Origin of the sequence: Kitasatospora sp. NPDC056651 (assembly GCF_042792155.1) — a bacterium.
GTDB lineage: Bacteria > Actinomycetota > Actinomycetes > Streptomycetales > Streptomycetaceae > Kitasatospora.
Genome location: NZ_JBHTWX010000090.1, coordinates 7,183 through 26,353, shown reverse-complemented (window position 1 = coordinate 26,353; position 19,171 = coordinate 7,183). Strand labels below are relative to the sequence as shown.

Sequence of the window (19,171 nt, the reverse complement as noted above, 5' to 3'; positions counted from 1 at the left end):
GGACCGAGCACCGCGCGGCCGGGACCGAGCACCGCGCGGCCCGGGCACCGGCCCGCGATCGTGGCCGTCGCCCGGGTGGGGGATCATGGAACCCGGTGCTCAATGGTGAGACCGACCGTTGGCCGCCCCATTGCGAGGAGTCCCCATGCCCGCCCGAATCGTGCTGGTCCGCCACGGCGAGACCGAGTGGTCCGCCACCGGCCGCCACACCGGCCGCACCGACATCCCGCTGACCGAGGAGGGCCGCGCGATGGCCCGCGCCCTCGGCGCCCGCCTCGCCAAGGCCCCCTGGAACGGGCTGCCGGACGCGCTCGTCTACACCAGCCCGCTCGGCCGGGCCAAGGAGACCTGCGAGCTGGCCGGCTTCGGCGACCGCGCGGTGGAACGCCCGGAGCTGATGGAGTGGGACTACGGCCGGTACGAGGGCCGCACCGGCGCCGACATCCGGGCCACCGACCACCCCGGCTGGCTGATCTGGCGCGACGGCGTGCCCGGCGGCGAGACGCTCTCCGAGGTGGCCGCCCGGGTGGACGCCTTCCTGGCCGGCCTCAACGCGGAGCACGGCGTCCCGGATCCGGACACCACGGTGATGCACTGCGCCGACCGGGACGTCATCCTGTTCGCGCACGGCCACCTGCTGCGCATCCTGACCGCCCGTTGGCTGGGCCTGCCGCCCGAGTACGCCCAGCGGTTCAAGCTCGGCACCGCGGCGCTCTGCGTGCTGTCCTGGGAGTACGGCGCTCCGGCGGTGGAGGTCTGGAACGACCTGTCCCACCTGGAGGGGCTGGGCACCGCGCACTGATCGCGGGCGCCGGGCGCCGGGTGCCCACCGTCGACCGCCGACCGCCGCGGGCCGACCGCCGGGCCGGGGTGCCCCCGAAGCGTCACCGGGGGCACCCGCGGCCGTCCTAGGCGGCTGCCGTCGCCCGGTCGTAGTCGGTCAGGAACCGGCGCACCTCGGGCACCACGACGTGCGGGCGCAGCCGTCCGGCGGTGTCCGCGAGCATGCCCCTGATCCGGGCCGAGCGGACGTCGCCGAACAGCGCCACGGCGGCCGAGCCGTGGTGCGCCGCGCCCGCCAGGTCCCCGCGGCCGAGCCGGTCGTGGGCCAGCTCGGCGGTGTACAGCACCCGGTTGCGGACGAAGTGCGGCTTCTGGAGCGTTATCGCCAGCCCGGCCTGCTCGCTGGCGCGGTCCCAGTCGCCGAGCGCCGACCAGCACTGCGACTGGAGGCCGGCGATCTCGGCCTCGCCGAAGAAGGTCATCCACTCCGGGTCCCGCTCGCCGGGGCCCCGGTCGAACAGCGTGTACGCCCGGCCGAGCGCGCGCTCGCAGGAAGTGCGGTCCTGGAGCAGTGCCCAGGCGCCGGCCTCGCGCATGGCCAGCAGGGCGAGCAGCCGCTCGGAGCCCAGTTCCTGGGCGGCGACCTGCCCGGCCTGCGCGGCGCGCAGCGCCTCGCGGGGGCGGCCGGCGTCCCGGGCGAGGAAGGCGCTGTTGCAGAAGACGTGCGCCTCCAGTGCGGAATCCCCGGCCATCCGGGCGGTGGCGAGCGCCTCGGCGTAGAACGAGCGGGCGTCCGCGAGCCGGTTTGAATCGTGCGCCAACCAGCCGACCGAGATGGCGAGTTCACCCGCCCCGGCCTGGAGCCTGCGCTCCGTCTCGGGGCTGTACTCGCACTCGTTGAGCAGCACGTACGCGTTGCGCAGCGACTGTCCGGCGAGCTCGTACAGGGCGTCGGCGCCGTGCGCGTCGTCGGCGAACCGGATCTCCCGGACGGCCTGTTCGACGCCGAGCACCTCGGCGGCGCCGACCCGGCGCAGCGGTGCCACCGGCCAGGGCCGGCCGGGCACCAGCGGCTCCGCGCCGAGCAGTGACGGCGCGGTGAACTCCGCGCCGGGAAGGGCACCTTGGCCGGTGAGCGCACCGGAGGCGCCGTCGGCGCCGGCCTGCTGACCGGCGGCCGCGGCCGGTCGGTCGATGCCGATCACGGCGGCCAGCGCGGTGGTGCCGCCGGCCAGGAACGTACGGCGACGCACGTCGTCGTTCTCCTCGTCGAGATAGGGCGATCCATCGGGCCCCCGGGGCACCGTGCCGGGGCCCCGCCGCGGGGGCCCATCCGGAGCGGTTGGATCCGCGTACGGCGAGGCAGCGTACGGGAGTTGAGTGGAGAGTGGTGAGCGGGGGGCGGGCGGGGGCGGGAACGTCGGGTGGAGCGGAGGCAGTTGGGGCGGCCCGCCGCCGCCGTCGGCCGGGCGGCGGCGGACGGCGGTCCTCGGGGCGAAGCCGAGGTCGGTGAGCGCGCGGTCCGGCCACATGTGCCGGAACACGCGCTCGTAGGCGTAGTTGGGGCAGCGGATCTCACCGGACTCGACCCGTCCGACGTAGCGGGCGTCGCAGGAGACGTGCTCGCCGATCTCGCGGGCGGCCCTGCGGACGGCCGTGGCGAACTCGCCGGGCGAACGGTCGCCGCGCAGCGCGCGCATCACGGTGTTGGGGGACGGTCGGTTCGGCTTGGCCGGTGGGGTGGCTGCCATGGCGCCGAGAGTACTCGGAGTCACCGTCCGGCCACAGTCGGTTTGTGGGACATCTGCTGTCAATCCCGGGCAAAAGGGGCGATGTTGCGGGATATCCGCCATGAAATGCCATGCCTTGCTGTAAGACGCCCCGTGGCCGGCGGTGTGCCCGCCACGTTGTCCTGGTACGAGGAAAAAGCCCATGCCGTCGCCCCGGCCCGTCCCAGCCCGGTGGCCCCATCCCGCGGCTGTGCTTCCGGATCCGAGGTACAGGAGGGCCCTTGATGGCCACCGGACTGCCGAAGTACCGACCCGCCCCCAGGGGAGTGCTCGCCGGCGCCGCTCCCGCCCTGCTCCCCGAGCCCGCCGACGACCGGGTCTCCGGCCGGGGCCCGGTCCAGGGCGGCCGCACGTCCTGCGGTGGCCGCCGGCGCGAGCGCACCGTCCCCGACGAGAGCATCCTCGTCACCGCGTGCGACACCGTGACCGTCGCCCTGCGGCACGGCCTGGAGGCCGTCGACATCCTGAGACTCCGCCGCGCCTGCGGAGCCGTCCTGCAGAGCCGCAACGGCAGCACCGTCTCCTTCCTCGTCCCGGCCGGCACCTGGGAGACCTGGCACCTGCCGGGCAGCTCCTGTACGGCGGGCGCCCTGGTGCCCGCCGCCGCCGACCCGCGCTGGGTGATCCCGCCCTCCGGCGCCGGCCGCACCGCACGCCCCACCGACGCCTGGGTGCTCCGCTCCGCCCTCTGCGAGGCCGCCTGCACACTCACCGCGGGCGGCCTCGGCCCGTTCTAGCGGGCGTGCCGCGCGGATCCCGCCGGGCCCGAGCGCCCGCGGCCGGGTCCCCGCCGTACGCCCCTGACCCGTGGGTGTCCCTCCGCGGCGGCGATAATGGCCGGCATGGGACGAAGCAACAGGGCCGCCCGCGGCAGTGAACCGGCGGCCACCACCGGACCGGGCGGGCGCAGCCACGCCCAGGGCCCGCTCAGCCGTCCCGTCGGCTCCGGCCTGGCCGAGCTGCGCCCCGACCGCGACCGCCCCGCCGCCTGGACGCTGCTGATCGACGGCGCCCCGCAGTCCCTGGTCGACCTCGCCGACCCCACCCACCTCGGCTTCGAGTACCAGCGCCGGCTCGGCCACCTGATCGACCTGGTCGCCCCGCCCGGCCGCCCGCTGACCGTCCTGCACCTCGGCGGCGGCGCCCTCACCCTGGCCCGCTACGTCGCGGCGACCCGGCCGCGCTCCCGCCAGCAGGTCGCCGAGATCGACACCGAACTCACCGAACTCGTCCGCACCGAGCTGCCGTTGGAGCGCGGCTGGCAGATCAAGGTGCGTGGCGCGGACGCCCGCGGCGTGCTGGAGCGCACTCCCGAGGCCAGCGTCGACCTGGTGATCACCGACGTCTTCTCCGGGGCCCGCACCCCGGCCCACTGCACCACCGTCGAGTTCACCACCCTCGCCGCCCGCGCCCTCGCCCCCGGGGGCTGGTACACCGCCAACATCGCCGACGGCGGCGCCCTGCCGTTCGCCCGCTCCCAGGTCGCCACGCTCGGCGCGGTCTTCCCCGAGCTGTGCCTGATCGCCGACCCCGCCGTGCTGCGCGGCAAGCGCTTCGGCAACCTCGTCCTGGCGGCCGCCCACGGCCCGCTGCCGACCGCCGACCTCACCCGCCGCGCCGCCTCCGACGCCGCCCACGCCCGGGTCGAACACGGGCGGGCACTCACCGACTTCGCGGCCGGCGCCACCCCGGCGACGGACGCCACGGCGGCTCCGTCCCCGGAACCGCCGCCGGGGGTGTTCCGCTGACCCAGGGGCTCCGGTGACGCGGGCGCTCCGGTGACGCGGGCGCTGCGGTGACGGGGGCGCTGCGGTGACGGGGGCGTCTGGTCGGCGGGCGCCGCGGCGCGGGCCTTCCGTCGGTGGGGCACCGCGCCTGACCCTGGCCCCGGCCGAAACCGGCTGGTGGACGGCCGGGCCGCGGCCGACAATGGCGCTGCCGTCCGGCCACCGACCCGAGGAGACACGATGGACATCAGACCGGCCCGGCCGGACGAGGCCGCGCTGCTCACCGGCATCGCGCTGCGCGCCAAGGCGTACTGGGGCTACGACGAGGCGTTCATGGCCGCCTGCCGGGCGGAGCTGACCGTGGACGCCGAGGCCATCGAGCGGTCGGCCACGATGGTCGCCGAGGACGGCGGGCGGGTGCTCGGGTTCGCCTCGCTCTCCGGCACGCCGCCGACCGGGTCGCTGGACCAGCTCTTCGTCGAGCCCGAGTGGATCGGCCGCGGCGTCGGCCGGGCCCTGTTCGAGCGGGCCCGGGAGCGCGCCGGGGCGCTCGGGCTGCGCCGGTTCCTGATCGACTCCGATCCGAACGCCGAGCCGTTCTACCTGGCGATGGGCGCCGTCCGGATCGGCGGTGTCCCGTCCGGCTCGATCCCGGGGCGCGAACTCCCGCTGCTGGTCCTGGAACTGGCGACGGCCGGCGGGGAGTAGGGCGTCGTCGGACGTCTCCGGCCCGCTCGGTGCCCGTGTTCGGTGTCCGCGTTCAGTGCCCGCGCGGCAGTCCGCGGTGCTTGCACATGGCGGCTCCGGTGAGCAGCAGGCCGGCGGCGATGGGGGCGAGGACGGCGGTCGCGGTGGCGGAGCCGTCGCCCGAGGCGGTCGCCGCGGCGGTGTCGGCGACGGCCACCGTCTCGGAAGTCCCGCCGCCGCCCGGTGCGGAGGGAGCCGTGGCGCCGGGCGCCCGGCCGGTCTCGGTGGTGGCTCCGGCCTCGGTGACGGCCGTGGCCGCCGCCTCCTGGGCCGGGGGCGCCTGCGCGGCCTCGCGCTGCGGCGGAAGGGCGGGGTGGGCGAGGCCGGGGCGGCGTTCGGCGGCGGAGGACGGGTCGGCCTGATCGTCCTCGCGGGCGGTACGGGCCTCGGCGGCCCACGCCTGGGCGGGGACGGCGCCGAGCAGGCCGGAGGCGAGCGCGAAGGCGTCGGGGACGGCCGCCCGTTGGCCGGGCAGCGGCAGCCCGCCGGCCCGGATCCGGTCCTGGAGGGTGTCGCCGGCGGCTCCGGCGGCCCCGTCGACGGGGCCGTTGCCCTCCGGTCTCCCGGCGGGTCCGGGTGAGCGGTCCGGCCCGCCGCCCGCCGACGGCCCGGATCCGCCGGGGCGTGCGGCTGACTGCCCGTCGAGGACGGGTCCGTCGAGCAGCGGCCGGTCGATCACGGGCGCGCCGTGCGGGGCGAGGCGGACGGCGGGCTGGGACGGGTGCCGCGCCGGGTCGACGGAGGACGCGTACGCCGCGGGGGCGCCGAAGCCCCAGAGCTGCGCGAGCAGGGCCCCCGCGGCCGCGGCGGTGCGAGGGCGGGGCAGCCACCGGGCGATCCCGCGGCGGGCACCGGCGACGCCGCGGGGGGCGGGTTCCTGGGGCTTGGTCGCGTGATTGGCTCGCACGTGAATCGAGAACGAGCGGCCGGGCGGTGAGGTCACGCCCGGTGCCCCGTCCGTCGTCACGGACAGTCATCGCGAAGGTGGCCCCGGGCGGCGTTCCCGGGGCCACCGACCGTGTGGCGGTCAGGAGTTGGGGCGAAGGGTCCAGGTGACCGTCATCACGCCGGTGACGGCGCCGTCGGCGCGGGTGATCTCGACGGTGACCGGGAACTCGGGGCGGCCGCCGGCGTCCAGCTCGGCGACGACCTCGGCGGCCGGGCGGCCGAGCACGGCGGTGGCGGTGACCTCGCCCATGGCGAGCTTCTTGTAAGCGATCTCGGCGTTCACGGCGAGCGGCACGGCCCGGGACAGCTGGTCGCCGAAGGCGGCGAGCACGATGCAGCCGCTGGCGGACTCGGCCAGCGTGAACATCGCGCCGGCGTGCGGGCCGCCGACGTGGTTGTGGTATGCGGGCTGGTCGGGCAGTCGGAGCACGGCGCGCTCCGGGGTGGTCTCCAGGTACTCGAGCTTCAGGGTGTGCGCCATCGGCACGGTGGAGTCGAGCATCCGGCCGATCGTGGGAGTGGTCATGGCGATGATGTTACTTGTCGGTAGTTTCCGGCGGCAGGGGGTGGCGGGGGAGCCGGGCCGCCGGGCGCGTGTGAGGCGGCGCACATCCGGGTGCGGGGGTGCACAACTGAGGCGGCGTGCGGCTGAGGGGACGCGAAAACGCCTGAGGGGCCGATCTCTTGAAGAGATCGGCCCCTCAGGCTCTGGGGTGAGTGACGGGACTCGAACCCGCGGCCACCTGGACCACAACCAGGTGCTCTACCAACTGAGCTACACCCACCATCTGTCCGGCCCGTTCCCGCTCTCGCGTTCCCGTTCCGACAAGAAGAACTCTACAGGATCCGAGAGGGTGCTCGCGCCAGGGTTTCCGTCCGGCGAACGCGGGCACCCTCTCCGGCCCGGGCGGGGGCCCGGACCCGTGGGCCCGGACCTCCGGTGGTCAGTCCGTCGGGGCCTGGTACTTCCCGGCGATCGCCCGCGCGGTGTCGGCGTCCGGCCCGGGCTGCGGGACGAACACCGCCTCGCGGTAGTACCGCAGTTCGTTGATGCTCTCCCGGATGTCGGCGAGCGCCCGGTGGTTGCCGCCCTTCTGCGGGCTGTTGTAGTACGCCTTCGGGTACCAGCGGCGGGCCAGCTCCTTGATCGAGGAGACGTCCACGATCCGGTAGTGCAGGTGCTTCTCCAGGGCCTGCATGTCCCGGGCCAGGAAGCCGCGGTCGGTGGCCACCGAGTTGCCGCACAGCGGGGTCTTCCCGGCCTCCGGGACGTGCTCGCGCACGTAGGCGAGCACCCGCTCCTCGGCCTCGGCCAGGGTCATGCCCTGCTCCAGCTCCTCCAGCAGCCCGGAGGCGGTGTGCATCGCGCGCACCACCTCGGGCATGGTCGCCAGCGCCTCCGCCGGCGGCCGGATGATGACGTCCACGCCCTCGCCGAGGATGTTCAGCTCGGAGTCCGTCACCAGCACCGCGACCTCGACCAGGGCGTCCCGGTCGAGGTCGAGGCCGGTCATTTCACAGTCGATCCATACCAAACGGTCATTCACGCAACTCACCCTACGGCGCGATCACGCGCCGCGGGGACCGGTGGGGCGGAGCGGGGCGCCTCGGCCGGGTGCTCCGCCGGCCCGTCGTGCGGTGCGTGGCCGGCCGGCTGCTCGCCCTCCCGGCCGTTCCGGACCGCGAGGCCGTCCCGTCCGTTCCGGGTCTCGCGGGCCGCCCGGACGGTTTCGGCCGCCCGAACGGACTCGGCCACGGGCCGGCCGGCCTGGGCACGGACCTGCGGAGCCCGCGCCTGGCGACCGCGCAGCTCACCCTGCCCGGCGCCCGGCTGCCCACCCGGAGCCGGCAGCCGCCCGGCGGCCGAGGCGTGACCGCGACCGGCCGCACCCGGCTCGTCCACGGGTCGCTCGACCGCGCTCCGGTGCCCCTGGCCCTGGCCGCGCGCCCCCGGCTGCGGGAGGCCGTCCTCGGCCGCCGCGTGCTCGGCGGTGCGCGGCGGACGCCCGGTCCCCGCCCCCGGCCCGGCCTGCGGCGGAACCACCGGCGGCCGCAGCGGCCCGCGACCGGCCGCACCCTGCTGCCCGGGGTGCGACTGCTGCGCGGCCTGCTGGTGCGGGTACGGCTGACCGGCGCGGGCGTGGAAACCCTGGCCGGCCGGCGTCCCGGCCTGGCCCGGACCGAACCCGCCGGGTTGCCCGTGCCCGCCCGGCCCCGCGTGCTGACCGTGCTGCCCGACCGGCACCGGCACCCCCGGACCGGCCGGGAACGGCTGGCCCGACGGCACACCGTGCGCCCCGCCGAACAGCGGGCCGCCCACCGGAGCGGCCGCACCGGCCGTCGGGTGCGGCAGCGCTCCGGACAGCCGCAGGTCGCCGAGTGCGCCGGTCGGCGCGGGCGACTGCTGGCCCGGGCGGCGGGACCGGTAGCTGGTCCGGTACGCCGCCGGGGATACCCCGAGCTGGCGGCGGAAGTGCCCGCGCAGCGCCACCGGCGAACGGAACCCGCAGCGGCGCGCGACGTCGTCCACCGACAGCTCCGAGGTCTCCAGCAGCCGCTGCGCCTGGAGCACCCGCTGGGTGATCAGCCACTGCAGCGGCGCGCTGCCGGTGAGCGTGCGGAACCGCCGGTCGAAGGTGCGCCGGCTCATGTACGCGCGAGCCGCCAGCACCTCGACGTCGAACTGCTGGTTGAGGTTCTCCAGCGCCCAGGTGACCACCTCGGCCAGCGGGTCGTTGCCGATCTCCTCCGGTAAAGACTGATCGATGTACTGTGCCTGTCCTCCGCCACCGCGGCGGCTCGGCACCACCAGGCGGCGGGCCAGCGCGTTGGCCGCCTCGGCGCCGTGGTCGCTGCGCACCACGTGCAGGCACAGGTCGATGCCGGCGGCGGTGCCGGCCGAGGTGAGCACGTCGCCGTCGTCGACGAACAGCTCGCGGGGGTCGACGTGGACCCGCGGGTAGCGCTTGGCCAGCGTCGGCGCGTACATCCAGTGGGTGGTCGCGGGGCGGCCGTCGAGCAGACCGGCCGCCGCCAGGACGAAGGCGCCGGTGCAGAGCCCGATGATCCGCGCGCCCTCGTGGTGGGCCTTGCGCAGGGCGGTGATCGCCTCGACCGGCGGCGGCTGGGAGATCGAGCGCCAGGCCGGTACGACGATCGTGCCGGCCCGGGCGAGCGCCTCCAGACCGTACGGGGCGGAGAGGGTCAGGCCGCCGGTGGTGGCCAGCGGGCCCTCCTCCCCGGCGCAGACCAGCAGGCGGTAGCGGGGGACCCCGGCGTCCTGGCGGTCGACGCCGAAGACGGAGAGCGGGATGGAGCTCTCGAAGATCGGGGCGCCGCCGAAGATCAGGACCGCGACGGTCTCCCGACGGCGTCGGCCGGACAGCTTGCGCGGGGCGGAGGCCGTCACCGGGGCCGGGGAGCCGTTCGCACCGGGCCCGCCGTGGCCCAGCGGGCCGTGGCCGGAGGCGGTACCGAGCGCGAGGCCGCCGAGCGGACCGCCGCCCGGTCCGGAGGCGGTCCCGGGGGCGCCGTTCAGGCCCGGTGCGCCGCCGTAGCCGGAGTGGCCGAGGTGACTGGGGTGGCCCGGGTGGCTGGGGTGACCGGAATGGCCTGGGTGGCCGCCGTAGCCCGGGTGGCCGGAATGGGCCGGGTGCTCGCCGCCGTAGCCCTGGCCGGGGCTGACGCCCCCTCGGCTGACGGGCTGTCCGCCGAAGGCCTGTCCGGCGAAGGGCTGCCCGCCGTAGGACGCTCCGCCGTAGGACGCCTGACCCCCGTGTGGCTGACCCCCGTGCTGAGGGTGGCCCCCGTAGGCCGATGCCGCGCCGTGCTCTGCGCCGCCCGGGGCCGCGCCGGGGCCGATGCCGGCCCCCGTCCCGGGGGAGGGCACCGCGGGGTACGAGGAGTGCGGGGCGGCGCCCGAGGTGCGGGTGGTGGCGGAGATCGCGGAGGTGCCGGTGCTTCTCGCGGACCGACCCGTGCTGCCGGCCGCCGCCTGGCCGCTGTCAGGACCCGCGTCGCTCCTGCTCACCCTGCTCAAGGCGCTCAAGCCCCCTCGGTGGTGTGGTGTGGGTGGTGCGGCACTGCTCGCCAAGATCGAAATCTATCGGGTGGACCGTTGCCGTTGTGACAAGTTCACCATCCGACGCTATGTCGACATGGCAATTTGGCGTGATGCATTCGATCACGAAGCGTGGCACCCGTCGACCTTTCTGGGAAGAGGGCCGGGGCAACGGTGGCTGGTTGTCGCAGGAGCGCTGACGGGGTGTTCGGCTCCGGCGTGCCCGGCCGGCAGGTCTGGGCTGCGGATTTGCCCAAGCGGGATGGATCGGAGCGAAATTGACCGAAAGTCGACGGTGCACGAGGGGGCGCACAGGGAGAAGTCGTGCGCCTCCCAGGCTTCATCCGGCCAAGCCTGAGGCGGCGGAACCGGGAACCGGACGGCCGGGCTACGGTCCTGCCGTGAACAACCACAGCCGGCTCGAACGGGCCAACGACAACGCCGCCGCCTTCTGGCTCGCCCAAGCCCGCGTCCACGGCTGGCAGTCCCGCACCCGGCCGGGCCTGACCGCCGTCCGGTGCGCCCGGACCCCCGACGACGCGCACCGCATCGTGGTGACCCGCCCCTACAGCGAACCAGCTGACTTGGAGCGGGAGTTGGCGGACCTCCTCGCCGAGTGGTCGACCATACGCTGCACCGTGGAGGACCCGTACGGCGGACTCGACCTCTCCGGCCTCGGGGCCTCCCGGATGCCGCTCATGGCGGTGATGGTCCGGGACCCGGGTCCGGTCGAGGACGCGACCACCGCTCTTCCCGCGGTTTCGGACGCGCGCGGAGGCGGCGTCCTGACGGTCGATGAGGTGCTGGACCGCGACACCTTCGCGATGGTCGAGCGAACGATCGTGGAGGGTTTCCCGTTGCCCGCCCGGCAGCCCTGGGTGCGTGGCGAGGCCCTCCCGGCGGGACTGCTGGACGCACCCGGCTGGCGAGCCTGGCTCGGCCGCGTCGACGGCGCGCCGGCGGGCACCTGCCTCACCTGTGACGACGGCCGGGCCACCGGCGTGTACTGGGTCGCGACCCTGCCCGACCAGCGCGGCCGGGGGGTTGCGGGCGCCGTCCTGCGGACCGCCCTGGCGCACGCGCACCCGGACCGTCCGGCCACCCTGGTCGCCACCGCGCTCGGTGAACCGCTCTACCGCAAGCTGGGATTCGTGGAGCAGGCGCAGACCTGTTGGTGGACCCGTACGTCGGTGTAGGCGGTGTAGGTGGTGGTGGCGGCGGTGTAGGGGAGGGCCGGTGCGGGTGGCCCGTCCCCTTTCATGACCGCCTTGGTGCTTGCGCGTCCGGGTCGCCCGGCCGCCCGGCAGTCCTGGTCCGCCGCCGTGCGAACCCGGCTCCGTCGAACGGGCACCGGCCCGTTGGCGGAGCCGTACGTCGGTGGGGCGGTGGTGTAGGGAGAGCGCGGGTGCTGATGGTGCTGATGGTGCCGAGGGTGCCGAGCGTGCTGATGGGGCCGGGTGGCGGGGTGGGGCGCGCGGCTGGCGTTCGGGTTGGCGTTCGGGGCTGAGGGGGAGGCTTCGGCGGGCGCCCCGGGGCGTCGGGGTTGCACCGCCACGGGGCGGCGGGCGGGCGGGTTGCCGTTACTGGGCGGCCGCCACCGCGGTCGGACCCGGCCCGCTGCCCGTCCGGGTTCCGGGACCGGCCCCGGTCTCCGGGTGGACCTCGGTGATCACGGCAAACCCGCCGGATCGGTTTCGGACACCCAGCCCGCCTGCGGGGACGAGTTCGCCGGGCGTCCCGGCGTTCGCGGGAACGGGTGCACTCGGACCGTTCAGGGCGACTGCCGCCGGACGTGCGCCGGACCGTGCGCCGACCAACGCCGTCGCGCGGGCCCGCCCGCCCGCCGCCTTCCGGAGCGGCCCGCCGGAGTGGACGCCCGGCCGGGGCGCGGGCGCGCTCCGTGCGGCGAGCACCTGCCCGACGGCCTCCGGCAGGCCGGCGGCCTTCAGCGTCGGCCGGTAGCCGCTCTCCGCCCACGGCCGGCCGTGGTGGAGCCAGACGCTGCGCAGCCCGGCCAGTTCGGCGCCGGCGATGTCGGCGGGCGCGTGGTCCCCGATCATCCAGGTGTGGTCGGCCCAGTCCCCGGTGGGCGCGACGCCGCACCGCTGCGCGGCCATCTCGAAGATCAACGGGTCCGGTTTGACGCAGTCGGCCTCCTCGGAGATGACCCAGCCGTCGACCAGCGGGCCCAGTCCGGTCCGCCGGATCTTCTCCAACTGCGGCCCGGTGCCGCCGTTGCTGACGATCCCGAGCGTCCAGCCGGCCGTCCGGGCGGCCCGCAGCGCCTCGATGTGCCGGGGCGGGCAGTGGATGTGGGAGTTGATGCCGCGTCGGTAGTGGGCGGACAGGAAGTCGGCGGAGACGTCCAGGCCGTAGCGGCGCCGGACCGCTGACAGTACGGTGCTGCGCGGTACGTAGCCGCCGCCGTCGAGGGTGACGAACCAGTCGAGGTCGCCGGGCGGGAGGTCGTGTTCGGACAGGAAGTCCTGCGCCCAGGCCCGGTAGGCGGCGTCCCGGGGCAACAGGGTGTTGTCGAGGTCGAACAGGAGCAGGGGCATGCCGAGCATGGTGCCAGCGGTGGCGCCTATGCACCTGGCAAATGCCAGACGGCGTCGCGAAGCCGTACGGAGTGGCCGAAACGGCCTCCGCGGGTCTGTGGCGGGCGGTGGCGTCCGGACCGGCCGTGGCTGGTGGGGCGGCTCGGACGTCACGGTTCGCGACGTCCCGCAACGGATCGTCGCCGATCCATGACAGTCCGGTCACGGTGTCCCACGGGGCTGTTGCGTCGCCCGGTCCACTCAGTCAAGCTCCAGGGAACCTCCTTTCCGAAGGGGGCGCGATCGCCTGTGGACGGGGCGCACGGCCTCGGCGGGCGCATCCCTCTTTCGCGGGAACAACGTCGCTCCGGGGCTTCGCCGCTGGGCTGGTCCCCCTGCCCCGTCGTACTCTGAAAGGAACAGGTCACATACGGTGCTGCGCGTCGCAGACCGACGTCATCCCGTGGGCGGGCCTGCTGCCCGGGCAGCGTTGTTCTCCCCTCCTGTCGGCCCCTCTCCATCGAAGAGCCGTGAGCCATGGCTGGTTTTGAGCCTCCCCGACCTGTTGAACCGGACACGTCCCGCAGCGTGGGCCCGGCCGGTGAGCCTGCCTCCGATCGCCCGGACGTCCGGGCCGACGTTCGTGCGGACCGCCGAGGCGGCGACGGAAGCGGCCACCCCGGCGCCGGTGACGTCGACGGTGGCGGGCAGCGCGACGGCGGTACGGACGGCGGCGGTACGGACGGCGGCGCGGCCGGGACTGCCGACGGGTGCGCCGACGCTCGCCCCGAAACCCCAGGACACATCCCGGCCGGACGGGCAGACCGCGAGCGGGCCGATGCCGCCGCCGAGGCCGACGCCCGGCCGGACCGGACGGCCGATGCCGCACAGCCGGCGGAGTCACGGGAGCAGCGGGAGCCACAGGAGCCACAGGAGCCACAGGAGCCGGAGGAACCCGGAACGGGCCGCGACGGCCCACAGGGCTTCGCACGCGCGCTCCGCGGCCTCGCCCGCCGGGGCAGCCTGGCACGCCGGGACCGCCCAGGGTCCCGCCAGCGGCGTGGCGAGCCTCCGAGCGACCCTGCGGGGTCTCCGATGACGGGCCGCCTGGGCCCAGGCGCCGAGCGACCGGAGGCGGACTCCGGCGTGGCCGGTTCGTTGGGCGGGCGCGCCGAACCGTCCGGGCAGGACACCCCGGCGCCGTCCCTCGACCCGGTGTTCCAGCACGGCGTGGTGGTCGGCTTCGACGGCTCGCTGTCGAGCGAGCGAGCCCTCGCCTATGCCGTCGGCATGGCGCGCCGTTCGCAGTGCGGCCTGGTGATCGTGCACGTCGCCAACCGTCTGCCGGCCACGGTCTGGGCCGGCTGCGAGCCGCCCGTCTTCGTCGACCTTCCCGACCACCGGACCGAGGTCCTCGGCCTGGAGCTCGCCTGCGCGGACTTCCTGACCGGGGTGCCGTGGGTCCTGATCGAGCGCGGCGGGGACATCTGCCACGAGATCGAGGAGGTAGGCCGTGAGTACGCGGCCGATGCGATCGTCGTCGGCACGACGCACGGCCTGCTCGGCAAGATCTTCGGCTCGGTCTCCGGACGGCTGGCGCGGCGGGCCAACCGCCCGGTGATCGTGATCCCCTGAGGCCATGTTCCTGCGGCTTCTCCCGAAGTCGCCTGCTGAATGTCCCTTCTGATGCCTCCTCCGCTGCACCGGCTCCCCAACTCGCCTCGTGGCGAGTCGCGTTGCGCGCTGCACTGCTTCGCGTCGAGTGGTGCTTCGCCCCGGCGAGTGCGGCTCAGGAGGTGGCCGTCAGGAAGTGACCGTCACGAACTGACGCCGAGCTCCCGGGCGATGAGCATGCGCTGGACTTCAGACGTGCCCTCCCCGATTTCAAGGATCTTGCAGTCGCGCCAGAAGCGGGCGACCGGGAATTCGTTCATGAAGCCGTACCCGCCGTGGATCTGGGTCGCCTCGCGGGCGTTGTCGACGGCGGCCTCGGACGAGTACAGCTTCGCGATCGCGGCCTCCTTCTTGAACGGTTCGCCGTGCAGCAGCCGGGAAGCGGCGTCCCGCCAGGCCAGGCGGGAGGTGTGGGCGCGCAGCTCCATGTCGGCAAGCTTGAACTGGATGGCCTGGTTGGCGCCGATGGGCCGGCCGAAGGCCCGGCGCTCGCCGGAGTACTTCACGGACTCGTCGACGCAGCCCTGGGCCAGGCCGGTGGCCAGGGCCGCGATCGCGATGCGGCCCTCGTCGAGGATCCGCAGGAACTGGGCGTAGCCTCGGCCACGCTCGCCCAGCAGGTTGGCCGCGGGAACGCGGCAGTCGGTAAAGGACAATTCGCGGGTGTCGGACGCGTTCCATCCGACCTTCGAGTACTTCTTCGAGACCTGGAAGCCGGGGGTCCCGGTGGGCACGATGATGGAGGAGATCTCCCGCACAGGCGAGCGGAATTCGCCCTCTTCACTCGAACGAGCGATCGGTTCGGTGAGTGCGGTGACGGTGACGAGGCCGGTGATGTCGGTGCCGGAGTTGGTGATGAAGCACTTGGTGCCGTTGATGACCCACTCGTCGGTGGCCTCGTCGTAGCGCGCCGTGGTGCGGGTGGCCCCCGCGTCCGAGCCGCCCTCCGGCTCGGTGAGCCCGAAGGCGCCGAGGAGTTCGCCGGAGGTCAGCCGGGGCAGCCACTCGCGCTTCTGCTCCTCGGTGCCGAACCGGTGGATCGGCATCGCGCCGAGCGAGACGGCGGCCTCCAGGGTGATCGCCACCGAGGAGTCGACGCGGGCGAGTTCCTCCAGGGCGAGGCCGAGGGCGAAGTAGTCGCCGCCCATGCCGCCGTACTCCTCCGGGAAGGGCAGGCCGAAGAGCCCCATCCGCCCCATCTCCCGGACGATCTCGTAGGGGAACTCCTCCCGCTCGTAGTACTCGCCGATCTTCGGCGCCACCACGTCCTGGGCGAACTCGGCGACGGTGCGCCGCAGTTCCTCGTACTCGCTGCTGAGTCGGTGGTCGAGCATGGTGATCCTCCTGGCGCCCGGCCGGGCCGGCCGCGGACGTGAGCGGGTTGACCGGCGTCCGTCGGACGGTATGACGGTCGCACGGTGCGATTGAGGGATGGGTGTCGAGCGATGAACGTGGTGCGCGGCGCCGGCCGGACCGTACGGGCCGCCGGCGCCGGAGGCGGGCGGGGCCGGGTCAGCCCCGGGCGGCGCCGAGCAGCGCCTGGACGGTGCGGGAGGGGCTCGGCCGGCCGAGGCGCTCGGCCATCCAGCCGCTGGTGGCGACGAGGGCGCGCAGGTCGACGCCGGTCCGGATGCCGAGCCCGTGCAGCATCCAGACCAGGTCCTCGGTGGCCAGGTTGCCGGTGGCGCTCTTCGCGTACGGGCAACCGCCCAGGCCGCCCGCGGAGGCGTCCACCGTGGTGACGCCCTCGCGCAGTGCCGCCAGGGTGTTGCTGAGCGCCTGGCCGTAGGTGTCGTGGAAGTGCACCGCGAGCCGGTCGACCGGGACGCCGGCCCGGGCGAAGCCCGCCAGCAGGGCGGTGACCTGGCCCGGGGTGGCCACCCCGATGGTGTCGCCGAGGCTCAGCTCCGCGCAGCCCAGTTCCAGCAGCCGCACGCCGTACCGGACCACCTGGTCGACCGGGACGGGGCCCTCCCACGGGTCGCCGAAGCACATCGAGAGGTAGCCGCGGACCGCGACCCCGGCCTCGACGGCCCGGGCCACGACCGGGCGGAACATCGCCATGGCCTCGTCCGCCGAGCGGTTGAGGTTGCGGCGGGCGAAGGTCTCGGTGGCACTGGCGAACACCGCGATGTCGGAGGCGTGGTGGGCGAGCGCGCGGTCCAGGCCGCGCTCGTTCGGCACCAGGACCGGCAGCCGCAGGCCTCGGTGGCGTTCCGGCAGGTCGGCGAGCCGGGGGACCAGCTCTTCGGCGTCGGCCAGCTGAGGTACCCATTTCGGGTGAACGAAGCTGGTGGCCTCGACCGTGCGCAGGCCGGCCGCCGCGAGCCGGGCGATGAACTCGGCCTTGACCTCGACCGGCACCAGGGACTTCTCGTTCTGCAGGCCGTCGCGCGGTCCGACCTCGTGGATCCGGACCTCCTCGGGCAGCCCGGCGGCGCGGACCGGGTCGGGAAGGCCCAGGTCGAGGGCGTCGGGCTCGCGGGCGGGGACGGGGGCGGTCACGAGCGCACCTCCGCGGGCTCGGCGGAGGCGGCGACCGGTGCGGCCGCGGCGTCCTCGACCGGGGTGACCACGACCAGCAGGTCCTCCATCGCGACGGTGGCGCCGGCGGTGGCCCGCAGTTCGGCGACCACGCCGTCGTGCGGTGCGGCGATCACGTGCTCCATCTTCATGGCCTCCAGCACGAGCAGGGGCTGGCCCTTGCGGACCGTCTCGCCCGCCGTGGTCTTGACGACGGTGACGGTGCCGGGCATCGGGGCGGTCAGCGCGCCGTGGTGCGCACCGGCCCCGGCGGCGCTCTCGACCACGGGGTCGTAGGCGTGCAGCGGCCAGGCGTCGCCCTCGATGCCCAGCCAGGTCACCGGGCCGGCGGCGAGGCCGGGGGTGGTGTCGGTGGCCAGCGAGAACGTGGTCTGGAGGCCGTCGACGGTCAGGTGCAGCCGGTCGCCGGCCAGGGTCGCGCGGGCGCGGTGCGAGGGGCCCTCGTCGAGTCGGAGCTCCACCTCACGGGTGAGCCCGGCGGGATTGTCAGTGGCATCGGCTACGTTGCCCGCAGTGATCGAACGGATGCTCACCGTCACCGGGTCCTGGCCGGGGGTTCGGAGTCGGTGGGCGGTCCAGGCGGGAGTGCCGCCCAGGCGCCAGCCGGAGGGAAGGGAGAACGGGTCGGTCCAGCCGTCGGGGTCGGCGGCCGGAGTGAGGTCCAGGTGCCGCGCCAACGCGGCCGCGTAGTAGAGGAGGTGAGCGGGTGGCACCGGTTCGGCCGCCGCGGGCGCGTCCGGGGTGGTCGCGTTCGTAGGGGAGTAGGGAGCGGTGAGCAGGGCCGGCTGCTCCCGGGCCGTCTGCTCCACCAGGCCGGTGTCCAGTCGGCCGGCGACGACCTCGGGGTGTGCGAGCAGCCGGCGCAGGAAGCCCGTGTTGGTGGTGACGCCCAGGACGCGGGTGTCGGCCAGCGCCGCGCGGAGCCGGCGCAGCGCGGTCGGGCGGTCGGGCCCGTACGCGATGACCTTGGCGAGCATGGGGTCGTAGGCGCTGGTGACGACGGTTCCGGGGGCCACTCCGGAGTCGACGCGGATGCCCTCGCCGCGGGGCTCGTCCAGGGTGAGGATGCGGCCGCCGGTGGGCAGGAAGTCGCGTTCCGGGTCCTCGGCGCAGATGCGGGCCTCGATGGCGTGGCCCAGGAAGGAGATGTCGGGCTGGGAGAAGGAGAGCGGTTCGCCGGCGGCGACGCGCAGCTGCCACTCGACCAGGTCGAGCCGGGCCGCTTCCGTGCCGACCGCGACGGCGAGTTCGGTGACGGGGTGTTCCACCTGGAGGCGGGTGTTCATCTCCATGAAGAAGAAGTCCCGCACCCCCTCGGGGGCGGCGGCGGGAGCGTCCGGGTCGATGCCGGGGACGATGAACTCCACGGTGCCGGCGCCGGTGTAGCCGCAGGACTCCGCGGCGCGGACGGCCGCGGCGCCCATCGCGGCACGGGTCTCGGCATTGAGGAGAACGGAGGGAGCCTCTTCGATCAGTTTCTGGTGGCGGCGCTGGAGGCTGCACTCGCGCTCGCCGAGGTGGACGGTGGTGCCGTGGGCGTCGGCGAGCACCTGCACTTCGATGTGGCGCGGTCGGTCGACCCAGCGCTCCAGCAGCAGGGTGTCGTCGCCGAAGGCGGTGCGGGCGACGCGGCGGGCGGCGGCGATCTCGGTGGGCAGGTCGGCGCGGTCCCGTACGAGGCGCATGCCCTTGCCGCCGCCGCCGGCGGACGGCTTGAGCAGCACCGGGTAGCCGATCTCGTCGGCGGCGGCGACGAGGTCCTCGTCGGTGGGCGCGGCGGCCTGGCTGCCGGGTACCACCGGGACGTCGGCGGCCCGGACGGCCTCCTTGGCGTTGATCTTGTCGCCCATCAGCTCGACCGCACCGGGAGGTGGTCCGATGAAGACGAGGCCCGCGTCGGCGCAGGCGCGGGCGAAGCCGGGGTTCTCGGCGAGGAAGCCGTAGCCGGGGTGGACGGCCTGGGCGCCGGTGCGGCGGGCGGCGGCCAGGATCTGGTCGGTCCGCAGGTAGGTCTCGGCCGCCGAGCTGTCGCTGCGGTCGGCCGGGCCGAGCCGGACCGCGACGTCGGCTTCGCGGACGTGCGGAGCGTCCGCGTCCGCGTCGCTGAACACGGCGACCGAGCGGACACCGAGCCGCCGCAGGGTGCGGATCACCCGGAGGGCGATCTCGCCGCGGTTGGCGACCAGAACTGTGTCGAACATGGGAGGCGTTCCTCCGGGTCGAGGGGAGCCGTACGAAGGAGGTGGCGGTGGGTGGTCGGGGCGGGCGGCCCCGGGGGGGGGGGCCCCGGGGGGGGGCACCCCCCCGGGGGGGGGGGGCCGGCGCCGGGGGGCCCCCCCCGGGGGGGGCAAAGGGGAGAAG

At 75.1% G+C, this 19,171-nt stretch carries 13 protein-coding genes, 1 tRNA gene and 2 pseudogenes; 6 read left to right on the top strand and 10 right to left on the bottom strand.

From position 1 onward, the window contains the following. Positions 1-145 precede the first annotated feature (145 nt). Positions 146-802: a histidine phosphatase family protein gene (locus ACFRAR_RS28600; protein WP_380701295.1), complete on the top strand. Its 657-nt coding sequence runs from the start codon at positions 146-148 to the stop codon at positions 800-802. 106 nt (positions 803-908) lie between these two features. Here ACFRAR_RS28600 and ACFRAR_RS28595 read toward each other — a convergent pair whose 3' ends face one another. Beyond that, complete coding sequence (locus ACFRAR_RS28595) at positions 909-2,534, bottom strand: tetratricopeptide repeat protein (protein ID WP_380701293.1); 1,626 nt, start codon at positions 2,532-2,534, stop codon at positions 909-911. A gap of 263 nt (positions 2,535-2,797) precedes the next feature. Here ACFRAR_RS28595 and ACFRAR_RS28590 point away from each other — a divergent pair, with 263 nt between their 5' ends. From ACFRAR_RS28590 to ACFRAR_RS28580, 3 genes are all read left to right on the top strand, one after another. Further along, on the top strand, positions 2,798-3,310 hold the full coding sequence (locus ACFRAR_RS28590) for a hypothetical protein (protein WP_380701291.1): 513 nt from the start codon (positions 2,798-2,800) through the stop codon (positions 3,308-3,310). A gap of 105 nt (positions 3,311-3,415) precedes the next feature. Continuing rightward, positions 3,416-4,321 carry a spermidine synthase gene (locus ACFRAR_RS28585; RefSeq protein WP_380701289.1) on the top strand — a complete coding sequence of 302 codons (906 nt, stop codon included), beginning with the start codon at positions 3,416-3,418 and terminating at the stop codon, positions 4,319-4,321. A gap of 219 nt (positions 4,322-4,540) precedes the next feature. Then, complete coding sequence (locus tag ACFRAR_RS28580) at positions 4,541-5,008, top strand: GNAT family N-acetyltransferase (RefSeq protein WP_380701287.1); 468 nt, start codon at positions 4,541-4,543, stop codon at positions 5,006-5,008. 52 nt (positions 5,009-5,060) lie between these two features. Here ACFRAR_RS28580 and ACFRAR_RS28575 read toward each other — a convergent pair whose 3' ends face one another. The 5 genes and pseudogenes from ACFRAR_RS28575 to ACFRAR_RS28555 all read right to left on the bottom strand — a co-directional run. After that, positions 5,061-5,954 (bottom strand): hypothetical protein, encoded by an 894-nt coding sequence (locus ACFRAR_RS28575; RefSeq protein ID WP_380701285.1) that lies wholly within the window; start codon positions 5,952-5,954, stop codon positions 5,061-5,063. 120 nt (positions 5,955-6,074) lie between these two features. Next, entirely contained in the window at positions 6,075-6,521 is a 447-nt protein-coding gene (locus ACFRAR_RS28570) for a DUF4442 domain-containing protein (protein ID WP_380701283.1), read from the bottom strand. A gap of 183 nt (positions 6,522-6,704) precedes the next feature. Next, positions 6,705-6,780: transfer RNA gene (locus ACFRAR_RS28565), tRNA-His, on the bottom strand. A gap of 159 nt (positions 6,781-6,939) precedes the next feature. Further along, entirely contained in the window at positions 6,940-7,542 is a 603-nt protein-coding gene (orn, locus tag ACFRAR_RS28560) for an oligoribonuclease (RefSeq protein WP_380701281.1), read from the bottom strand. A gap of 853 nt (positions 7,543-8,395) precedes the next feature. Next, a pseudogene (locus ACFRAR_RS28555) lies at positions 8,396-9,404 on the bottom strand (helix-turn-helix domain-containing protein); the annotation flags it as partial. Between the two features lie 1,052 nt (positions 9,405-10,456). Between ACFRAR_RS28555 and ACFRAR_RS28550 the strand changes: the two are divergent. Then, positions 10,457-11,251 (top strand): GNAT family N-acetyltransferase, encoded by a 795-nt coding sequence (locus ACFRAR_RS28550; RefSeq protein ID WP_380701279.1) that lies wholly within the window; start codon positions 10,457-10,459, stop codon positions 11,249-11,251. A 384-nt stretch (positions 11,252-11,635) separates the two neighbouring features. Here the strand turns inward: ACFRAR_RS28550 and ACFRAR_RS28545 are convergent, their stop codons facing one another. After that, positions 11,636-12,613, bottom strand: a complete 978-nt coding sequence (locus ACFRAR_RS28545; RefSeq protein ID WP_380701277.1) for an HAD family hydrolase — start codon at positions 12,611-12,613, stop codon at positions 11,636-11,638. A 1,179-nt stretch (positions 12,614-13,792) separates the two neighbouring features. Between ACFRAR_RS28545 and ACFRAR_RS28540 the strand changes: the two are divergent. Further along, positions 13,793-14,227: pseudogene (locus ACFRAR_RS28540) on the top strand (universal stress protein); the annotation flags it as partial. Between the two features lie 182 nt (positions 14,228-14,409). Here the strand turns inward: ACFRAR_RS28540 and ACFRAR_RS28535 are convergent. The 3 genes from ACFRAR_RS28535 to ACFRAR_RS28525 all read right to left on the bottom strand — a co-directional run bounded on the left by ACFRAR_RS28535 (position 14,410) and on the right by ACFRAR_RS28525 (position 19,011). Next, a complete protein-coding gene (locus ACFRAR_RS28535; protein WP_380701275.1) occupies positions 14,410-15,600 on the bottom strand; it encodes an acyl-CoA dehydrogenase family protein in 1,191 nt (396 codons plus the stop codon). A 178-nt stretch (positions 15,601-15,778) separates the two neighbouring features. Further along, entirely contained in the window at positions 15,779-16,771 is a 993-nt protein-coding gene (locus ACFRAR_RS28530) for a hydroxymethylglutaryl-CoA lyase (protein ID WP_380701273.1), read from the bottom strand. Beyond that, a complete protein-coding gene (locus ACFRAR_RS28525) occupies positions 16,768-19,011 on the bottom strand; it encodes a biotin carboxylase N-terminal domain-containing protein (RefSeq protein WP_380701271.1) in 2,244 nt (747 codons plus the stop codon). The genes ACFRAR_RS28530 and ACFRAR_RS28525 overlap by 4 nt, the downstream gene beginning before the upstream one ends. Positions 19,012-19,171 lie beyond the last annotated feature (160 nt).